This is a genomic window from Mesorhizobium liriopis (assembly GCF_024053505.1).
GTDB classification, from domain to species: Bacteria; Pseudomonadota; Alphaproteobacteria; order Rhizobiales; family Rhizobiaceae; genus Mesorhizobium_B; species Mesorhizobium_B liriopis.
Window position 1 is genome coordinate 438,580 of record NZ_JAMXQS010000003.1, and the last position, 19,692, is coordinate 458,271.

Here is a 19,692-nt window from a genome sequence, read left to right on the forward strand (position 1 = left end):
TTTTCCTCCCATAAAGTGAAGTGTGCCTCGGCTCTCCTCAGCCGAAACTTTCAAGCGCATGCGCAAGTGCCGGTCGCGTCCTTGCATAGTCGGATGCGGGCACGCCGGCCTTTGCAGCCTCCCACGCCTCATGCAGCGAGCGAACACCGGCGGCGGCCCCGTCCGGGTGGGCCAGAATGCCACCGCCGCAGCAGAAGATCAGGTCGTCGCTGCCCAGGCGCTTGTAGGTATCCTCGGCCTGGCCCGCGGATTGTCCCGACGAAAAGACCGGCATCACGGTGCAGGGTGGCGCGGGAGGCGCGAACATCGGGGTCAGACATTCGCGCGCCGAGGCCACCACGCTCTCGTCGCTTTCGCAGAACTTGTTGCGGATGCCGTTCACATGGAGGTGGTCCACGCCTACGAGCCGCCAGAATTTCTGGTAGGCGCGATAGCTCAGCCCCAGATCGGGCGAGCGGTCGAACATGCCCCACCCGGCCCGGTGGCCGTGGATCGGCACTTCCGCATGGCGGCGGATTTCCACCGCTGCCGACAGGCCCACCGCATTCATGACGATCATCGCGCAGGCGCCGCGCCGGTTCACCAGATCGAGATTGCGGCGCATGCGGTCGAGATCGCCCGAGATGTTGGCGGCGAACATCACCTTGCGGCCACTGCGCTGCGCGTGGCGGTCGATCACCGTCATCACGGCATCCAGCCGCTCGGCAAAGGGCGAATGGGGCGGGTCGCCCATCAGCTCGTCGTCCTTGATAAAATCGAGCCCGGCAAGGATCAGACGGTCGGCCAGTTCGGCAGTTTCGTCAGGCGAGAGGCCGACGCTCGGCTTGACGATGGTGCCGATCACCGGACGACCCTTGACCCCTGTCACGTCGCGCGTGCCTGCGACACCGAAGGCCGGACCCGGATAGGCCTCGGCAAAGGCTGACGGCAGGTCGAGCGACAGCAGCTTGAGGCCCGAGAAATGATGCAGCTCGAAAAGGTTGCCGAGCACGGTGGACCAAACGGTGGGCAGGTCGGTGCCGGTGTTTTCGAGGTTCCAGGACAGCGTCACTTCGGCCCGGACGGGGCGGATGTCTTCACGCCCCTTCGGCGCCCGCGTGCCGGGAAGGCTCGGCGCCTCGACCTCACCCAATTCCGTAATGCGCTCCACCCGTGCGCCGAAACGGGCGATCAGTTCCGGCGTCTCGCCGGGAACGGGACGAAACGTCCCGCTCGACTGCTCGCCTGCCATGGCAGCGGCGGCTTGCTCGAGCGGATAGCGCGTCTCGACACGATAGGTCGCAACGATGCGATCGGGTGAAGACGATGGAGTGGAAACGGACACGGGAACGACCAAAGATGCATGCTCTGACTGGTTGCTAACACAAACAAAACGGCATGTCATTATACCAGTTTGATGACGTGAGTGCCAAGGTTTGGTTCGTGTGGCAACCTCCTGAATGCAGCCTCGCAGTCCAAAACCTAGCTTAGGCCGATATGCTATGACATGGCACGCCTGCTCACCTCTCCAAGGTCCTGCGTTTACGGTTGCCCTTGTCGCCTCCATCCCGAACCGACATTGACAGCACTTATGTGATCACTTAGCCTCGTCATGATCAGGACCGCGGTGCCGGGAGGAATTGGCACGCGCGGTCTGAGACACGTCAGCACATGACGGCAATTCAGGGAGGATCAGACCATGGCGCTCAACAGGCGCGACTTCACGCTTGCATCGCTCGCAGCCATCGCCGCTTCGAGCGGCTTGACGCTCGCCGTCAAGGCACAAGGCACCAAGACCATCGCCGTGCTTTTCGACGGGCTTTATTCGGAATTCTGGGTGGCCGGCATTCAGATCATCCGCGACGAGCTCAAGAAGCGCGGCTACGAGATCATGGAAGCGATCTCGGATCAGGACGACAACAAGCAGTTCGAGCAGGTGCGCGCAGCCATCGCTCGCAAGGTCGACGGCATCATCATCGTCCAGACGGATTCCAATGCGGTCATCCCCGCCATCAAGGCGGCGAATGCGGCCAATATCCCGATGGTGCACTTCAACCGCCCGCCGGCACAGTCGGATGCGTTCTCCGTCGCCATCCAGGCCGATAATCAGAAGATCGCTCGCGAAGCGGTGGACTATGCCTGCACGGTTGCCCAGAAGTCGGGCAAGAAGCATCAGGCCGCGATCCTGATCGGCGATCTGGGCGACCCGAACGCCATCCAGCGCCGCGACGGCTTCCAGGAAGCGGTCGACAAGTATCCGGACGCCATCGAGGTGGTCGCCAAGATTCCGACAGAATGGAACGCCGACACCGCTTTCGCCGGCCTGACCAATGCGCTTCAGGCGAATCCGGACATCTCGTTCCTGTTCACTTCCTCCGACTTCCTCCTGCCGCAAATCCAGCAGGCGCTGAAGACGGCGGACAAATGGCACAAGGTCGGCGAGGACGGCCATGTGATCCTGACCGGCTTCGACGGCTTCCCCGATGCCTACGCCTTGATGAAGGACGGCTACATGGATGCCTGCGGCGTGCAGAACCTGTTCTTCGAAACCCAGCTCGCCATCCAGGCCATTCTTGACTTGGGCGAGGGCAAGAAGGTCGAGAAGCTCCTGCTCGATCCGGGTTTCGCCATCACCCAAGCCAACATGAACGAGAAGGCCTCGGAAATGTGGGGCTACGTGCTCTGGAAGGAAAAGAACCCGGGCTGACGGCCGGTCAGTCTTTCAACTCGGAGCAAGCCGGCCCGATCGGATATGTCCGGCGGGCTGGCTCGTTGTTTTTTTGGAGCATCCCCATGACGAGCGCTCGCGCATGACCATCACGCCCGTTGCCGAAACGGCCACCGGCGCAACTCAGCCGCCCTCGGTTCTTCGCCGGCTCGGGCGGCTCATGCTGTCGGAATATTTCGTGCTCGTACTCTGCGTGGCCTATGTGCTTGCCATTGCTCCCTTCGTGCCTGAAATCCTATCCTGGGAGGTTGCGTCCAACATCCTGAGCGACATGATGCCCCTGCTCGTGGTCGCGATCGGGCAGACTTTCGTTCTGATCATCGCGGGCATCGACCTGTCAGTGACCGCCATCGTGTCGATGTCCGCCGTGGTCGGTGCATCCGTGATGACGGGGACCGGCGGCTATCTCGGCGATACAGCATTCGCCGTGCCCGGCGCGGTTCTGGCGATGCTCTTCACCGGGCTCGTGATCGGCGCCATCAACGGGTTTTCGGTGATCCGTCTCAACATGCCATCATTCATCGTGACCTTGGCCACGCGCATGTTCTTTGCGGGCGCGGCCGTCTGGTACGTGACCTTTCATTCGACGTCGTCCTCGATCGCCAACCTTCCGGAATCATTTGCCGAGTTTGCCACGGGCCACCTGTTCGGCATTCCCCTGACCGTGATCGCGGCGGGGTTAATTGCGGTTGTGGCTCATGTGGTGCTTTCGCGCACGCGCTTCGGGCGTGCGGTTTATGCGGTCGGCGCCAATCCGCGCGCGGCACGGGTGTCCGGCATCCCCGTCGAACGGACGATCCTTTTTTGCTTCCTGATCAGCGGCGTCTGCGCTTCCGTTGCGGCCACCATCTATGTGTCGCGCATGCAGACCGGCTCGCCCATCGTGGGCGAAAACATCCTGCTCGATGTGATCGGCGCGGTGGTGATCGGCGGCACGAGCCTGTTCGGCGGCAAGGGCAAGATCGTCTGGACGGTGTTCGGCGTGCTGTTCCTGCTTCTGCTCGACACTTCCATGAAGCTGCTCGGGGCTTCGCTGTTCGCCATCTACATCATCAAGGGCGGCGTGATACTGCTTGCCGCGCTGGTCGATGTGGCGCGCAATCGCTGGCTGGTGGGACGCTGAGATGAGCACGCTTCTCGAAGTTTCGGGGCTCACCAAGAGCTTCTTCGGCGTCACGGTTCTTCACGGCGTCGATTTCGTCGTCAGACCGGGAGAGGCGCTCGGCCTCGTCGGCGAGAACGGTTCGGGCAAGTCCACCAGCATGAATATCCTGGGCGGCGTGCACCGGCCGGAGGCGGGAACCATGCGCCTCGATGGGCAAGCCTATGCGCCGCAGAATCCGAAGGATGCGATCAGTGCCGGCATCGCCTTCATCCATCAGGAACTCAACCTGTTCCCGAACCTGTCGGTAGAGGAGAACCTCTTCGTCGACGCCTTTCCACGATGGAACGGGCTGCCTTTCATCGACCGCCGCGCCATCCGCGCGCAGACCGAGGCCGTGCTGCATGAGGTCGATCTTGACATCCGGCCATCCACACCCGTCGCCAGGCTTTCGCAAGGCGAGCGGCAATTGGTGGAGATCGCCAAAGCGCTTTCGCGCAAGGCACGCCTCATCATCTTCGACGAGCCCACGACCTCGCTGACGCGACCGGAAGTCGATCGCCTGTTCGGCATCATCGCCAAGCTCAAGGCGCGCGGTATTGGCATCATCTATATCTCGCATGCGCTGGAAGACGTGCTCGCCGTCTGCGACTCGATCGCCGTGTTGCGCGACGGCCATCTGGCAGGTGCAGGGCCTGCCTCCGAAATGCCGATCGGGCGCATGATCTCGCTGATGGTCGGCCGTTCGATCGATACGATTTATCCCGATCGCCAGACTGCGCCGGGCAAGCAAGTGGTGCTGGCGGTCGAGGCCTTGTCCCAGCCCGGCGTCGCCGAGAAAATCTCGCTCGAGGTTCGGGCCGGCGAGATCGTCGGGCTGGCCGGCCTGATGGGCTCCGGGCGCTCGGAACTCGCGCGCATGATCTTCGGGCTCGACCGCTTCGCCTCGGGCACGATCCGGGTGAATGGACAGCCGCTCGATGATCCGACGCCCGAAAAGGCGATCGAAGCCGGAATCGCGTTTCTTACCGAAGACCGTCGCGGCGAAGGTCTTCTGATGGATTTCACCATAGCCGAAAACACGGTGATCGCATCGCTCGACAGCGTGGCGGGGCCCCTCGGCATTCTCGACAACAAACGAATTGCCAGCGTCTCGCGCGAGATGGGCCGGTCGATGCACCTGTCCACCGACAAGGTCGAGGAAACCCGCGTGAAGCACCTGTCGGGCGGCAACCAGCAGAAGGTAGTGATCGGCAAGTGGCTGCGACGCGAGCCCACTCTCTTCATCCTGGACGAGCCGACACGCGGCATCGATGTGGGCGCCAAGCAGGAAGTTTACCGCATCATCAACGCGCTGACCGCACGCGGCAGCGGCGTGCTGCTGATTTCGTCCGAAATCGAGGAACTGATCGGCCTGTCCGACCGCATCCTGACGATCTCGCGCGGGGAGATCGTCGCTGAATTCAACAATCGGCCTTTCGACCGCGAGGCCATCATGGCTGCGGCGACCGGTCAGCGCGCTTGGGAAGGAGCCTCAGCATGAAGATCGGCAGCCGCGCGCTTCTTCTGATCCTGCAGAATGCACCCGTGATCCTGTTTCTGGTGCTTCTCGTCGTGTTCGGGCTGATGTCCGACCGCTTCTTCGCCTTCAACAACTTCCGCAACATCATCATCCAGGCGGCACCCATTGCCATTCTGGCAATCGGCATGACCTTCGTGCTGCTCACCGGCCAGATCGACCTTTCCGTCGGCTCGAGCATGTATCTGACGGCCTGCGTCGTGGCGCTCTACATGCCCGACATGCCGTGGCCGGCAAGCCTGTTCGCGGTGATCGCGTTGGGCGCTCTGATCGGCGCGGTGAACGGGTTTGCGGTGACACGACTCGGCATCGTCTCGTTCATCGTGACGCTTGCCATGCTGTTCGTGCTGCGCGGCATCGGCATGTGGCTGTCGAACACGCGCACGCTGATGTTTCCCGATCAGATCCTCACGCTCAACCGGGCGACGGTTCTGGGCATCCCTTCGGCCATCTTCGCCTTTCTGGTGGTGTTCCTTTGCGCCTGGGCACTTCTGACGCAGACGCCGTTCGGCCGGCAAGTCTATGCGGTCGGCGGCGATCCGGATTCGGCACGCAAGGCGGGCTTGCCGGTCAGCCGCATCGTTTTCCTCTGCTTCGTGCTCGCAGGCATCTGCGCGGGCATCGGCGGCTTCGTTTCGATCACCCAGATCGGCGCGGTTGGCCCCAAATATGGCGATCAGGTCGAGTTCGCGGCAATCGCTGCCGCGGTGCTCGGCGGCGTGTCGCTGTTCGGTGGACGCGGCTCGGTGGGCGGCACGGTGTTCGGCGCGATTCTCATCAAGACGGTGCAGAACGGCCTCAACATCATCAATGCCGACCCTTACGTGTATCCGCTCGTGACGGCAGCCATCATCTTCCTTGCAGTCGCCATCGATGGCACTCGTACGCGCATCATCGAGCGGCTCGAGCGGCGGACCATCCGTCCGCTGCAAGCCGTCTAAGAGAGCCGGCCTCCGACCAATTCCCGCGTCGCCGAACGCTCGGTGGCGCTTGACACGGCGGCATCAAATCATAATGGTATGATGAGTATTCCAGAGCGGTGGAGGCCGCTCTGTGAAGCCAAAGGGAGGATGGGAATGTTCAAAAAACTTTTGCTGGCATCGGCGGCAGTGGTCGCATCGTTGAGCGCCGGCATCGGAACCGCTTCGGCGCTCGATCCGGAAAAGCCTGTGATCGCGCTGTCGAATTCGTTCTACGGCAATACGTGGCGACGCCAGATGGTGGACGCTTTCACGGCGGAAGCCGAAAAGGCCAAGAAGGACGGCAAGATCGCCGATTTCGTGGTGCTCAACGGCGACGGCAGCGTCAACCAGCAGAACAGCCAGCTGGCGGAACTGATCCTGCGTGGCGTCGATGCCATCGCCATCAACGCCGCGTCGGAGACGGCCCTGAACGGCTTGGCCGCCAAGGCCTGCGCCGCTGGCATCAAGATCGTCGCCTTCGACTCGCTGCTTACCGACAAATGCGCCTATAAACTCTCCTTCGACTTCACCGGCTACAAGACGAAGCAGGCCGAAGCCACGCTCGATCTGATCGGCAACAAGGGCAATGTGATCGTGGTGCGCGGGGTGAAGGGCTCGGGCCCCGACAACCTCATGTATTCCGCGCAGAAGAAGGTGCTCGACGCCCATCCGGACGTGAAGGTGGTGGCCGAGGTCTACGGTCAAGCGACGGCCTCGGTCGCGCAGTCGGCCATCGCCAATGTGCTGCCGAGCCTTCCGCAGGTCGATGCGGTTCTGGGCCAGGGCGGCAGCGACGATTACGGCATCGTGCAGGCTTTCGAGCAGGCCGGCGGTCCCTATGCTGAGAAGCTGCCGGTGATCGAAGGCGGCGGCTCGTCCGACTTCGTGATCTGGTGGAACAAGAAGGGCGCGGACGCCTACAAGACCACCTCCATGAACACCACGCCGGGTATCGGTGGCGCGGCCTTCTGGCTGGCTTACGAGATCGTCAAGGGCGCGAAGCCGCCGATGGAGATGACCATGCCCGTGGCAACCGTGGAGGCGGCCAATCTCGGGCAGATGGCCAAGGACTTGAAGCCCGGAATGATCATCAGCCCGTCCTATGACGAGGCATGGGTAAAAGAGAACCTGACGAACAAGACCGCGCAATAGTCCGGTTGCCAGCATCAGACGGCCGCCGAGCGTGCCACGCCCGGCGGCCCACGCATATCAGGAGACGCGCATGGGCCAAGTCCTTGCCATGCCGACGGCCCTTCCCTCGCAGACCAACGCCGCGCCTTTCTTCAGCCTGCTGAACATCGGCAAGAGCTATGGCAGCACGCGGGCCAATGACGCGATCACGCTCGACATCCACAAGAGCGAGGTGCTCGGTCTCGTCGGCGCGAACGGTGCCGGCAAATCCACCTTGATGCGCATTCTCTGCGGCGTGACGGAGCCGAGCGACGGCGAGGGGCGGCTCGACGGTCAAGCGCTCGATTTCAGTGGGTTCTCGCCCGCCGAGGCGCGTCGGCGAGGCATCCGCATCGTCTGGCAGGAATTGTCGCTCGCGCCCAACCTGTCGGTAGCCGAGAACTTCTATGTCGAGCAGCCGCAATTCGCGAAGCTCTCGCCACTCTGGCTGTCACGCTATCACAGGCTGGCGCAGGAAAGCATCGAACGCATCTTTCCGCGCGCTGGCATCGCCACCGGCCGGCTGGTCGGCGAATTGACCATCGCCGAGCGCCAGATGGTCGAGATCGCGCGCGCCGCGAGCGACCCGCGCCTCAAGCTTCTGATCCTCGACGAGCCGACCTCGTCGCTGGGTGCCGAACGCAGCGCTCAGTTGCGCTCCTTTGCCCGCTCGCTCGCAGAGCGCGGCGCGTCGGTGATCTTCATCAGCCATAAGCTCGCGGAAGTCTTGAGCGTTTCGGACCGCGTGGTCGCCATGCGCAACGGGCGCATCGCCTGGGTCAAGGAAACCGGCGAAACGAATATTGCCGACCTGGTGGAAGCCATGGGCGGGACGGGGGAAACCGTAACACGTGCGGCGCGGGAAGCACGTGAAAAGGCCCCTCACCCCATTCGAGCGCGGATCACCGGCGCACGGGTCGAGAAGCTGAACAGGCCGCTCGAACTCCATGGCGGCGAGATCGTCGGCATTGCGGGGCTCGAAGGCAGCGGCCAGCGGCAGCTTCTCGAAGCGCTGTTCGCGGGCAGGAACAAGGACGGCGTGTCGCGCGAGGGCGCGGTGCGTTTCGTGTCGGGCGACCGTTCGCGCGAAGGCGCCTTCCCGCTCTGGAGCGTTCTCGACAATATCGCAATCGGGCGCATCGCTCGCCGCGCGCCGCTCAGCCTGGTCAGCGACACGGCAGAACGGACGGAGGCGACAGCGCGTGCAGAGAAGCTCGCGCTCGACCCCAAGCGGCTTTCCAGCAAGATCGTGGAACTGAGCGGCGGCAACCAGCAAAAGGCGCTTGTCGCGCGTGCGCTCGATCCGGAGGCCGAGATCGTGCTGCTCGACGACCCGACGCGGGGCGTGGACATCGCCGCCAAGCGCGACTTCTACCGCGTGGTGCGCGAAATCGCGGCGCAAGGCCGGCTCGTCGTCTGGCACTCGACCGAGGATCTCGAATTCCTCGAATGCGACCGTGTGCTGGTTTTCGCCAAAGGCCGGATCGTCGCCGAACTCGAAGGGGATGCCATCAGCGAGGACCGGATCGTGTCCGCGTCCTTCACTGAACCCGAAATCGCCGTCAAAGAGGAACGGCGTGATGTGGGCAGAGGCCTTGGCCTGATGCTCCTGCGCCTCGTGCCCTTCATCAGCCTGTTCGCGGTGTTTGCCGTCATGGCAAGCCTCAACCCGCTGGTGGCCTCGTCATTCGGCCTCGAACTGCTGCTCGCGCCCGCCGTGACGCTCGTGCTCGTGGCGCTTGCGCAGATGTTCGTGGTCGGCGGCAGCGAGATCGATCTCGGTGTCGGCGCCTTCACCGGTTTCATCAATGTGGTGAGCGCGACGCTGCTCGTGGCGAGCCCGGTTCTCGGAACGGCCGCGCTTCTTTGCGGGCTGCTCGGCTATGGGCTGATCGCGACGCTGATCCAGTTGCGTGCCACTCCGGCCATCGTCGTGACACTCGGCGCGTCATTCATCTGGATGGGCTGGGGACAGACGGTCCAGCCATCGCCTGGCGGCGAAAGCCCCGCCTGGCTCTCGCCGCTTTTCACCTGGGCCATTCCCGGCCTGCCGACGCCGCTGGTGCTGATCGTCCTCGCAGGCTTTGCGGCTTTCGTGCTCGACCGCTCCCCATGGGGAACGGTGCTGCGCGGTTTCGGCTCGAGTCCGATGGCGCTGGTGCGCAGCGGCTGGTCGGCTTGGCGCTTCGCGGTGCTGCGCTACGGCATCGCCGCCCTCTTCGGCCTCGTCGCCGGGCTTTATGTGACAGCCACCAACAATGCGAGCGACATCAACGCCGGCGCGTCCTTCACACTTCTCTCGATCGCCGCCGTGGTGATCGGCGGCTGCCAGTTGCTCGGTGGATTCATCGCCCCCTGGGGCGTGGTGGCGGGCGCGGTGACGCTGTCGCTGATCGGCGCACTCCTTGCATCGCTCGGCGTTTCGACCGACTTCAACGCTGCCGTCCAAGGCGGTCTTTTGATCGTCATCCTCGGCCTTCAGGCCCTGACCCTGCGGAGGAGCCGGCATGGCTGAACAGCGTCAAAGCCTGAGCGTTGCTCTGCGGGAGAAGCGCTGGATCTGGCCGCTTCTCGGCTTTCTCGTGCTGTGGGCCATCCTCACGGCACTGACCGCGCGCTTCAGCCTTTCCTCGCTGACGGGTGTCGCACAATCGGCGGCATTCCTGCTTCTGCCCGCACTCGGCCAGATGCTGGTGGTGACCACGGGGCGCGGCAATATCGACTTGTCGATCCCGAGCACGGTGACGCTCGCGGCCTATCTCACCGTGCTCTCCTCTTCCGGTTCGGAAGCCGGCTTCGGCGTCACGCTTGTCCTCGTTCTCGCCCTGGGGCTGCTTGCCGGCGCGTTCAACGCAGGTCTGGTTCTGCTGCTGCGAATCCCTGCGATGATTGCCACGCTCGCTTCGGGCTATATTCTGGCGACCGCGACATTGTCCGTGAATGCCCGCATCGGCAGCTTCGCAAAGCCGCCGCTTCTGGCTTGGCTCGCAACGGGCCGCGTGAGCGGCGTGCCGGTGATGGTGATCATCGCGGTGGTCGCCACGGTTCTTTTCGCCGTGCTTCTCGGTCGTAGCGCCTGGGGCCGCAAGCTTTTCGCGGTCGGCCAGAGCGTGGAAGCGGCACGGCTCGCGGGCGTTCGCGTCTGGGCGGTGACGGCATCGACCTTTGTTCTCAGCGCCGTGCTTTCATCGCTTACCGGCATGCTTCTGGCCGGCTATGCGAGCGGCGCCTTTCTCGAGATGGGTACGCCCTATCTCCTGCAGTCGGTCGGCGCCGTGGTCCTGGGCGGCACGCTGATTGCGGGCGGCAGCGCCACGGCATTCGGGACCCTTCTCGGCGGCCTGCTTCTGGTCATGATCGTCACCACCATGCAGGTCGCCGGCCTGCCGCCCGGTGCGCAGGACATCCTGCAAGGCATCGTCATCATCGCGGTGCTGAGCGTGGCGGGCGGCCGGATGGGCCGGCGGTTGAGCTAAGGCACCCGCCTCCGACCCATCCTGACAATCGCCTCTCAAGTTCTACATTGGAATGAGCACAAGCGGGGCGCCGGGCGCCCGCCGCAACAGACTCAGAACGTTTCCGGGATCGCCGTCCAGGTCGCGCCGTCGGAGGTGAATTGAGGGATGTGCGCAAGATGTTGGACCAGCTTCGCATCATCGCCGAGAACGGCTTCCCATTCGCGGGCTTCGGTCAGAATGACGCCGATACCGACCACCCTGCCGCCGGCACGGCGCACAAGCTCAACAGAACCCTTCAGGCTCGAGCCTGATGCGATCACATCGTCCACGACCACGACCCGCTTGCCGGCCAGAAGCGGCACGGCATCCTGATCGAGCAGCAGGCGCTGCTCGCCCTTGGAGGTGATCGAGGTGATCGGCTGCACGAGCGCATCGCTCAGGTGAATCTTGGGCGATTTCTGCAGGATCACGTAGCGGTCGAGACCCATGGCGCGGCTGACCTCGATGGCGACCGGAATGCCGAGCGTCGCCGCGCCCACGATCACCTCCGGTTCGAGGGGCGCAAGCTTCTCTGCCAATGCCCGGCCAACATGCTCGCCGAACCGCACGCCCAGATCGATCACCATCATCAACGAGATGCCGAAGTCGGGCTTGATGGCAACGATCGGCAGGTCGACGCTCAAGCCTGCCACATCGACCGGCCAAGTTTGCGTGGTGACGGGCGAACCGGGACGTTTGGCTGTCATCGGGAAAGGCCTTTTTGCAGTCTGGGTTCGACCAGAAGCCCGACCTCGCGCCATGTGGTGCGCTTGCGGCCGAGATCGAAGCCATAGATCGACAGGGAAAGCGAAATCGCATGGGCCATGCGGATTGCCTGAACGAGGAGAGGCACGCCGCGCGCAAGCGCGAAGCGCAGGCGCATGGGCAGCGACACATCGTCGATTTCCATGCCGCGAGCACGCTGGGCGTCGCCGATGCGCTCGAAATCCTCGCGCAGCATGGGAATGATGCCGAAGGTCAGCGACAGCACCAGCGTCACGATGGGCGGCAGACGCGCTGCACTGCAGGCCGCAAGGATCGAGCCTGGCGTACTGGTTTCCATGACGAAAAAGAAGACGGCGGTGGTCGTCACTAGCCGCGCCGCCATGGCGAACGCGACCGGCAAGGCGACATCGAGGCGCTCGCCTTGCAGCATCAGGTTCAGGATCCAGCTCGCCACCACGAGCAGCACGAGCAAAGCCGCGCCGCGCAGATATGTGCCGAGGTGCGGCACCCGCAGAACCGCAAGCAGCCCAACCACGACAATGGCAAGCGCGCTGCCGGCACGCCAGTCGCGAAGAAGCCAGGCCGCGGTCATCACGGCAAAGGCCGCCACCAGCTTGACGAAGAAATTGCTGTCGTGAATGCGGGTCATGCGGCGAAATCCGTATGAACGGGCTGCGGCGGCGCCCAGTCGAGTGCGCGGAAAGCGGGGCTTGTCCAGGACGCACCTGCCGGGCCATCGAATGCGATGCGGCCGCCTTCGAGGATCAGCACGCGGCTCGCGAGTTCGGCGACAAGATCGAGATCATGCGAAATCAGGAGCACCGCGCTGCCGCGACCGGTGAACGAATCCACGAAGCGGTCGAGCATCTGCCGCCCTTCGCGATCGCGCGTCAGAAGCGGCTCATCGAGGATCGCGAGCTTGGCCTGCATGGCATCCGCGCAGGCGAGCCCGAGCAAGGCCTGTTGACGCGCGGAAAGCGCAAAGGGGTTGCTTTCTGCGAGATCGCCCAATCTGTACTTGGCGAGGGCCGCCCCTGCCTGCGCTTCAGTCTCGGCACCGGGCTTCGCGCCGGCGGTGATCGCGAAGACCACCTCCTCACGCACGGTCATGTTGAACAGAATGCGGCGCATGTTCTGCGGCAGATAAGCGATCGAGCGTGCGCGGCGGGCAACAGTCCAGCCGGCGGTCGGCTGGCCGTCGATACCGACCGCTCCCTTGCGGATGGGCGCCAAGCCCAGGATAGCCTGGAAAAGCGTGGTCTTGCCCGCGCCGTTGCGCCCGATGAGACCGACGACCTCGCCTTCCCTGATCGTCAGATCGATGCCGTTCAGGACCGGAGCACCGTCCTTGCGCGCGAGCCTGGTTTCGACCTCGCGGACGGACAGAAGCTCACGGCCCGGCGTTACGCTTGCACGCGGCACGAGGCTGCGGCGGGGCGGTAGAATGCCGGCTTCATGCCAAAGGGATTGGTCAGCCATCGCGTTGAAAGCCGGACGGCTCGCGGACAGCTGTCCGCCTTTGATGAAGCGTACCGTTGTCGCGATGGCTTCGAAGGGTGCGGGGTCCTGCTCGGTGATCAGAAGTGCACCTGTCTGCGACGCGGCCTCCTGCAACCGGCCGGTCAGCCGTTGACGCGCGGCGGGATCGAGGCCCGTGGTCGGCTCGTCCAGCATCAGGATCTGCGGCGAGGCGGCCAGTGCCGCGGCAATCGCGACCATGCGCCGTTCCCCGCCGGAAAGCGAGAGAACACGGCGGCCGCGCAGGTCGTCGAGCATGAAATGGGTCAGAAGATGATCGATGCGGGCGCGCAACTCGCCGCGCGCGACACCTCGGTTTTCCAGGGGAAATGCGATCAGGTCCTCGACGCCCAGATCCCAGAGCTGGTCCTCGACATTCTGCATGACGACGCCGATGCGCGCGAACAGGCTGTCGCGTGAAATCTCATGCAAGGGTTTGTCGTCGAGAGAAACGTCGCCTGAAAAACTTGTCGGCGTGACGAGGCGCGGAACGATGCCGCTGGCGGCGCCCAGAAGCGTGGTCTTGCCCGAGCCGGCGGCCCCGCAGACAAGAAGGTTTTCTCCGACACCCAAAGTCATCGATACCTCGGCAAGGGCGGAAACGCCCTCGCCGAAGCCGGCAGAAACAGAGTTCAGTTCAAGCACTGCAAATGGGTTCCGCTGGTCAAAAGCGTGCGAAGCCCGACGGATGCGCACTTTTCAGGATCTTGAGCGCAGGCACCACCAGAAGCGGCGTGCCGATCAGCATGGGGACGATGTCGGACAGGCCGAGATAGGAAACCGCCCACCAGAACGGGAAAATGCCGAGATAGGCAAGGCTCGCGGAAACGGCCACGACCATCAGGAGCCCAACGCCCAGGCAGATTGCCGCGATTTTAATCAGCGCGGCGCGGTCGAGCGGCTGCTTCGCCGGGTTGATCAGAAGGCCCGGAACAAGGCCGGTCAGGCCCACCATGATGCCGTCCACGATGAGCGAATGGGCAGGAATGAACGTGCCGGCGAGCAGCGACCAGACGACCGTGCCGAGATAGCCGCAGATGAAACCGCTGCGCCAGCCGAGCAGGATGCCTACAAGCGGCGGCAGAAAGGCGAAGATGCGCCATTGGATGACGCCCGGCACGAGTTGGATCGGATTGGCATAGGCCCAGAGCACGCCGGTGGCGGCTGCGGCGACGATCGACAAGACGATCGGAAACAGTGAATTTTCCGCACGTGCTGCGGCTATGGTGGCTGGCATTGTTTAAACCCCTTCGAACCCTCCCGCTACAAGCCAGCAAGTCCTATGCCAAGCCATCGGGAACGACCTTCCCCGGATTCATGATGTTGTCCGGATCGAGGGCCCGCTTGATGCGCTTCATGAGCGCTCGCTCGACGTTGTCGCGTGTCCGCTCGGCCAATTCGACCTTGGCTTGGCCCAGCCCATGCTCCGCGGCGATCGACCCGCCATGGGCAATGGTTGTGGCATAGACCGCTTCGGACAGAGCGGCTTCCTGCTGGCTGAAGTCCGCGCGGCCTTCAGGTGGCGACAGGTTAAAGTGCACATTGCCATCGCCGAGGTGACCAAAGGGGTTGACGCGTATGCCGGGCTGTACGGTCTCGACAGCCCGGGTCGCCTCGGCAATGAAGAGCGCGAGTTGAGCGACAGGTACGGACACGTCGTGCTTGATCTGGATGCCTTCGAGACGCTGGCCCTCGGGCATCTCCTCGCGCAGGCGCCAAAAGGCACCGCGCTGGACGGAGCTGGCAGCAATCAGCGCATCGGCGATGAGCCCTGCCTCGAACGCTTCCGCCAGTCCGGCCTCGAGAAGCGCATCGAGATCGAGGTGGGCGGCGGCACTCGAAAGCTCGACCAGAAGATAAAGCGGATGCGTTTCGGCGAACAAGCGGGACAGGACGGGGACGTGCTTGAGAAGAAGAGCGAGACCTGTCTCGGAGAAGAATTCCATCGCCGAAAGCATTTCGCCCGTGTTGCGGCGCAGATGCTGGCCGACCTCGAGCGCCTGCTCCATGCCGTCGAGCGCCAGAAGAGCGGTCGCGCGACCGCGCGGGGCCGGCTGCAGGCGCAGCACCGCCTGGGTGACGATGCCGAGCGTGCCTTCGGAGCCTGCAAAGAGCCGGCGCAACTGATAACCGGCATTGTCCTTCAGAAGCGCCCGCGTGCCGTCCCAAACCGTGCCGTCGGCCAGCACCACTTCGAGCCCGAGCACGCAATCGCCCATCATGCCGAAGCGAAAGGCGTGGCTGCCGCCCGCATTGGTCGCGATCAGCCCGCCGATCTGGGCCGAACCTTCGGCGCCCAAATGAAGGGGAAAGCTCAGCGCCTCATCGGCCAGACGGTCGTGAAGCGTGGCCAGGACCATGCCGGCCTCGACGGTCACGGTAAAGCCCAGCGGATCGAGCGTCACGAGCTTATTCATGCGTGCGAGGGACAAGATGATGCCGCGCTGCCCGGCCCCCAGAACCGACCCGCCATTCAGCCCCGTATTGCCCCCTTGGGATACGATGACGAGGCCATGTTCGCGGCAGAGCCGAACCGTTGCCGCGACCTCCGCAGTGTTTGCGGGCCGCGCGACGCCGACCGGGATCTCCCCATAACGGTTGAGCCAATCACGCGCGAACGGCGCCATCGCGGCAGGCTCCCAGAGGAAGCCGGATGGGCCGAGAACAGAGATCAGCGCCTCGCGCGCTGTATCGTCCCGACCTTCGCCCAGAGGCGCCGCGCTCACGTCCGGTTTCATGGGCTCCTCTCGTCCAACCGCAGCGCGACCTCTTCGGCAATCGCAAGCGACGCCGTCAAGCCGGGGCTTTCGATGCCGAACAGATTGACCAGACCGTCCACCCCGTGGACCTCCGAGCCGTGGATCGCAAAATCAGCCGCGGGCTCGCCCGGGCCTGACAGCTTGGGACGGATGCCGCAATAGGTGGCGTGGAGCGCGTCCTCTGGCAGTGCTGGCCAGTATCGGCTGATTTCCCGGGCGAAATGCGTGCGGCGCGCACCGTTCACATGATAGTCCTTGTGTGCGATCCACTCCACATCCGGCCCGAAGCGCATATTGCCTTGCAGATCGAGCGTCAGGTGAACGCCAAGGCCGCCGGGTTCGGGCACGGGATAGACGAGACGCGAGAAAGCCGGCTTTCCCTCGACCGCGAAATAGCTGCCGCGCGCCATGAAAAGCGGCGGCACATGCGAGGGATGCAGACCTTCGAGAGATAAGGCCAGGGCTTGCGCGCCGAGACCCGCTGCGTTGACCAGATGGCGCGCGGCAAGCGTGAACCGCTCGCCGCTCGCGGCATCCTTTGTTTCGAGCACGAAGCATGCGCCGTCTTCGCTTGCGATCCGTCCGGAAACGACCCGTGTGTTGAGGCCGAGCATCGCGCCATGGCTTTCGGCGTCACCGAGCAGGGCCAACATCAGCGCATGGCTGTCGATGATGCCCGTGGACGGCGAGAGAAGGGCCGCCGTGCAAGACAGCGCGGGCTCCATCGCCATCGCCTCGGCGCCCGACAGGCGAACGAGATCGCAAACGCCAGCGACTTTCGCCCGCTCCACGATCGTATCGAGGGCCGCCTCCTGCTCGCGCGCGGTCGCCACGATCAGCTTGCCCGACAGCCTATGCGGCACGTTGTGGTCGCGCGCATAGGCGACAAGCTGCCTGCGGCCTTTCACGCACAGGCGCGCTTTCAGGCTTCCCGGCGCATAGTAGATCCCGGCATGGATCACTTCCGAATTGCGTGAGCTCGTTTCGGTCCCGATAGCCTCCGCCGCTTCGAGCACGACGACCTCATGTCCGCGCATGGCAAGGGCACGGGCAATGGCCAAACCGACGACGCCGGCACCGACGATGATCGTCTCAACCGCTTCCAAGCTCAGCCCTCCCCCGAAAACGGTTTAGGACACGCCGCCTTCGCGGTGAAGAGGATAGGCCCCGCCCTCCGGTGCATTCGCCCAGCTTTGCAGTGTCTGGCCGCCATCAATCAGCCAGTCCGCACCTGTCACATGCCGGGCATCGTCCGAAGCCAGGAAGGCTACGGCTGCGGCAACATCCTCGGGCTGGCCGATGCGGCGCAAGGGAATGCGGTTGGCGAAACGTTCGATGCCCCGCCGATAAGCGTCGCGGTCGTCTGCCGGCACGCCCAAAGTGGTTTCGATTACGCCGGGGCAGATCACATTCACGCGGATGCCGTAGGGAGCAGCGTCGAGCGCTGCAATGCGGGAAAGGCCGACCACCCCATGCTTGGTGGCCGCATAGCCCGCGCCACCCGCCAACACGTCCCAGCCCGCCATGGACGAGCCCATATTGACGACGGCACCCTCCGTCTTCGTTTCGATCATGCTTTGAAGCGTCGCGCGGAGCATCAGGAACATGCCGCGCAGATTGATCCGGACGATGCGGTCCCAGTCTTCCACGGCCAGTTGGTAGACTGGTGCGACCTTGCCCGAGATGCCCGCATTGTTGAACAGGACGTCGATCCGCCCGCACCGGCGCTGAACCTCGGCGATGGCTGAGGCAACCTGTGTTTCGTCGCCTACATCCACTGCAAGCGCGAAAGCATCTGCGCCAATCTCCGTAGTTATGCGCTCGGCTGCTTCGCCGTTCTGATCGAGAATTGCCAGCCGTCCGCCCTCCTCGGCGAAGCGGCGTGCGGCCGCACTGCCGATGGCACCGCCCCCACCCGTGACCACGACGACCTTGTTTGCGAAGCGCTTCATGATGCGTTGCCCTCGTCTTGATAATCGCGCCACGAAAACTGAGGTTGAAAACCCAAAACCCCTTTGGCGTGGCTGGTGTCGATCAAGCCCGCGAAGCCCCCCAGACCTCGTACAAGCGGCACGTTCGGCAGCGTCTTTTGCAGCGCGGGTACCGTTTCCTGCGTGAGGTAAGTATCGGCGGCCGCCACATAGAGTCGGCTATGGCCCTCGCCCTGCCAATCCAGTGCGAGCCTGAAGGCTTCGGCTGCGTCTCGTATGTCGATGTAGCTCCATAAATCTCGGACGGCTTCCGCTGTTTCACGCCGTGGTCCGATCTGCGCAGCGAAGGTTTCCGGCGACTGGACCCATGGCATGCGCAGCGAGACGGCGGAGAGATTGCCGCGTCGCACGGCGGCCTCCACGATCTCCTCGCCGAGCCATTTCGACAATCCGTAGGCATCCTGCGCATGGATGGGATGCTCTTCGTCGATCGGCAGGCTTTGCGGCGGCACGAACGGTTCGCCGAACGGGTAGCCCAGCACGCTGAAAGAGGACGCATAAACGAGACGGGAAATGCCGGCGAGCCGCACCGCCTCGACGACGTTGAAGCAGGATGCAACATTGGTGTGGAACACATCGCCCGCCGTGCGTCCCGTCGGGCGCGGAATGGCTGCGATGTGGACTACCGCATCCACCGTGCGCACCAGTTCGAGCGCGGCGGCGAATTGCGAAAGGTCGGCACTCACATGCGACCAGCCTGTGATGCCCGGCGGCGGCTGCGCGGTATCCACTCCCAGAACATCATGCCCCGCCTGCACGAGGTGGGCGGCGACATGGCGTCCGAGAAAGCCGCTCGATCCGGTGACGATAACGCGCATGGCGCTCCTTTCACGAGGCGAACCCAAAGGCCCGCGAAGGTCATTCGTAGTCAAACAATTGGATCGTTATCGCCTCCCCTGTCAACGGGTCGGTGGCGCTCTGGCGGTCAGCGCATCTGACGGTGCGCGATGTGGGATTGACTTAGCGGCCTCGTCAGTTTTTGTATGAACTCAAACAAATAAGCGAAGAGCGAGGTGGAACCGTGGGCGAAGACGTCTTTTCAGCGCACCGCCATGCCGAGCGCGTCCAGCTCGATGCGAGCCGAGCCGCGGTGATCGTGGTCGATATGATCAACGAATTCTGTAAGCCGGGCGGCGCAATGGTTCTGCCGGGTTACGGAACTCTCGTCGAACCGCAGCTCGGCATCATCGAGGCCGCGCGCGCGGCCGGTGCTCCCGTGGTCTGGGTCCATGACGTGCATCGCCGCAACATGCGCCGGGACCGCGAATGGCTCAAGCGCACCCCCCATTGCTTGGAAGGCAGTTGGGGAACCGAGATCATCGAGGATCTGGGGGCACGTGCCGATGAGATCCACCTGACCAAGCGGCGCTACTCGGCCTTTTTCGGCACGGATCTCGACCTCACGCTCAAGGACATGCAGGTCGATCAGCTCGTGGTGATGGGCGTGGTCACCAATATCTGCGTGCGCTCCACCGTGCATGACGGCTTCTTCCTCGGGTACGAGATCGTCGTGCCGCATGATGCCTGCGCGGCGACAGGTCCGCGCGAGCAGAGCAGTTCGCTCTACGACATCGCCACTCATTTCGGCGTGGTCAGCGACGCCCAGACGGTCGCACGCGCCCTTTCCGACGGCAGCGAAGTTGAAAACCTTGACCTTGCCGCCTGATCCTCTCCTCTTTCG

The 19,692-nt window shown here is 63.9% G+C and carries 17 protein-coding genes; 8 read left to right on the forward strand and 9 right to left on the reverse strand.

Annotated elements, in window-relative coordinates:
* Window positions 1–37: 37 nt before the first annotated feature.
* A complete protein-coding gene (locus NGM99_RS07730) occupies window positions 38–1,324 on the reverse strand; it encodes a ribulose-bisphosphate carboxylase large subunit family protein (protein ID WP_252817686.1) in 1,287 nt (428 codons plus the stop codon).
* Window positions 1,325–1,678: 354 nt separating this feature from the next.
* On the opposite strand from NGM99_RS07730, the gene NGM99_RS07735 reads away from it, so the two are divergent.
* From NGM99_RS07735 to NGM99_RS07765, 7 genes are all read left to right on the forward strand, one after another.
* Window positions 1,679–2,686 carry a sugar ABC transporter substrate-binding protein gene (locus tag NGM99_RS07735; protein ID WP_252817688.1) on the forward strand — a complete coding sequence of 336 codons (1,008 nt, stop codon included), beginning with the start codon at window positions 1,679–1,681 and terminating at the stop codon, window positions 2,684–2,686.
* A 103-nt stretch (window positions 2,687–2,789) separates the two neighbouring features.
* Window positions 2,790–3,830: an ABC transporter permease gene (locus tag NGM99_RS07740; protein WP_252817689.1), complete on the forward strand. Its 1,041-nt coding sequence runs from the start codon at window positions 2,790–2,792 to the stop codon at window positions 3,828–3,830.
* Between the two features lies 1 nt (window position 3,831).
* Complete coding sequence (locus tag NGM99_RS07745) at window positions 3,832–5,352, forward strand: sugar ABC transporter ATP-binding protein (RefSeq protein ID WP_252817691.1); 1,521 nt, start codon at window positions 3,832–3,834, stop codon at window positions 5,350–5,352.
* The gene (locus tag NGM99_RS07750) at window positions 5,349–6,329 is read left to right on the forward strand and encodes an ABC transporter permease (RefSeq protein WP_252817694.1); all 981 of its coding nucleotides are present in this window, start codon (window positions 5,349–5,351) and stop codon (window positions 6,327–6,329) included. Before NGM99_RS07745 ends, NGM99_RS07750 begins: the two co-directional genes overlap by 4 nt.
* A gap of 135 nt (window positions 6,330–6,464) precedes the next feature.
* Complete coding sequence (locus NGM99_RS07755) at window positions 6,465–7,502, forward strand: ABC transporter substrate-binding protein (protein ID WP_252817696.1); 1,038 nt, start codon at window positions 6,465–6,467, stop codon at window positions 7,500–7,502.
* Window positions 7,503–7,572: 70 nt separating this feature from the next.
* The gene (locus NGM99_RS07760) at window positions 7,573–10,035 is read left to right on the forward strand and encodes an ATP-binding cassette domain-containing protein (protein WP_252817698.1); all 2,463 of its coding nucleotides are present in this window, start codon (window positions 7,573–7,575) and stop codon (window positions 10,033–10,035) included.
* Complete coding sequence (locus NGM99_RS07765) at window positions 10,028–10,996, forward strand: ABC transporter permease (protein ID WP_252817700.1); 969 nt, start codon at window positions 10,028–10,030, stop codon at window positions 10,994–10,996. Before NGM99_RS07760 ends, NGM99_RS07765 begins: the two co-directional genes overlap by 8 nt.
* A gap of 92 nt (window positions 10,997–11,088) precedes the next feature.
* On the opposite strand, the gene NGM99_RS07770 is transcribed toward NGM99_RS07765, so the two are convergent.
* Genes NGM99_RS07770 through NGM99_RS07805 form a run of 8 tightly spaced genes read right to left on the reverse strand, consistent with a single transcriptional unit; the run spans window position 11,089 to window position 18,829 of the window.
* Complete coding sequence (locus NGM99_RS07770; RefSeq protein WP_252817702.1) at window positions 11,089–11,724, reverse strand: phosphoribosyltransferase family protein; 636 nt, start codon at window positions 11,722–11,724, stop codon at window positions 11,089–11,091.
* The gene (locus NGM99_RS07775; protein ID WP_252817703.1) at window positions 11,721–12,392 is read right to left on the reverse strand and encodes an energy-coupling factor transporter transmembrane component T family protein; all 672 of its coding nucleotides are present in this window, start codon (window positions 12,390–12,392) and stop codon (window positions 11,721–11,723) included. The genes NGM99_RS07770 and NGM99_RS07775 overlap by 4 nt, the downstream gene beginning before the upstream one ends.
* The gene (locus NGM99_RS07780) at window positions 12,389–13,906 is read right to left on the reverse strand and encodes an ABC transporter ATP-binding protein (protein WP_252817705.1); all 1,518 of its coding nucleotides are present in this window, start codon (window positions 13,904–13,906) and stop codon (window positions 12,389–12,391) included. Before NGM99_RS07780 ends, NGM99_RS07775 begins: the two co-directional genes overlap by 4 nt.
* Before the next feature lie 19 nt (window positions 13,907–13,925).
* Window positions 13,926–14,498: an aminotriazole resistance protein gene (locus NGM99_RS07785; RefSeq protein WP_252817707.1), complete on the reverse strand. Its 573-nt coding sequence runs from the start codon at window positions 14,496–14,498 to the stop codon at window positions 13,926–13,928.
* Between the two features lie 43 nt (window positions 14,499–14,541).
* Window positions 14,542–15,999, reverse strand: a complete 1,458-nt coding sequence (locus tag NGM99_RS07790) for an FAD-binding oxidoreductase (protein WP_252817708.1) — start codon at window positions 15,997–15,999, stop codon at window positions 14,542–14,544.
* Window positions 15,996–17,126, reverse strand: a complete 1,131-nt coding sequence (locus NGM99_RS07795; protein WP_252817710.1) for an NAD(P)/FAD-dependent oxidoreductase — start codon at window positions 17,124–17,126, stop codon at window positions 15,996–15,998. The genes NGM99_RS07790 and NGM99_RS07795 overlap by 4 nt, the downstream gene beginning before the upstream one ends.
* Before the next feature lie 24 nt (window positions 17,127–17,150).
* Window positions 17,151–17,972 carry an SDR family NAD(P)-dependent oxidoreductase gene (locus tag NGM99_RS07800; RefSeq protein WP_252817712.1) on the reverse strand — a complete coding sequence of 274 codons (822 nt, stop codon included), beginning with the start codon at window positions 17,970–17,972 and terminating at the stop codon, window positions 17,151–17,153.
* Window positions 17,969–18,829, reverse strand: coding sequence for an NAD-dependent epimerase/dehydratase family protein (locus NGM99_RS07805; RefSeq protein WP_252817714.1), 861 nt, complete (start codon window positions 18,827–18,829; stop codon window positions 17,969–17,971). Before NGM99_RS07805 ends, NGM99_RS07800 begins: the two co-directional genes overlap by 4 nt.
* Window positions 18,830–19,032: 203 nt before the next feature.
* Between NGM99_RS07805 and NGM99_RS07810 the strand changes: the two genes are divergently transcribed.
* Complete coding sequence (locus NGM99_RS07810; protein ID WP_252817716.1) at window positions 19,033–19,677, forward strand: cysteine hydrolase family protein; 645 nt, start codon at window positions 19,033–19,035, stop codon at window positions 19,675–19,677.
* The last annotated feature ends 15 nt before the right edge of the window (window positions 19,678–19,692 follow it).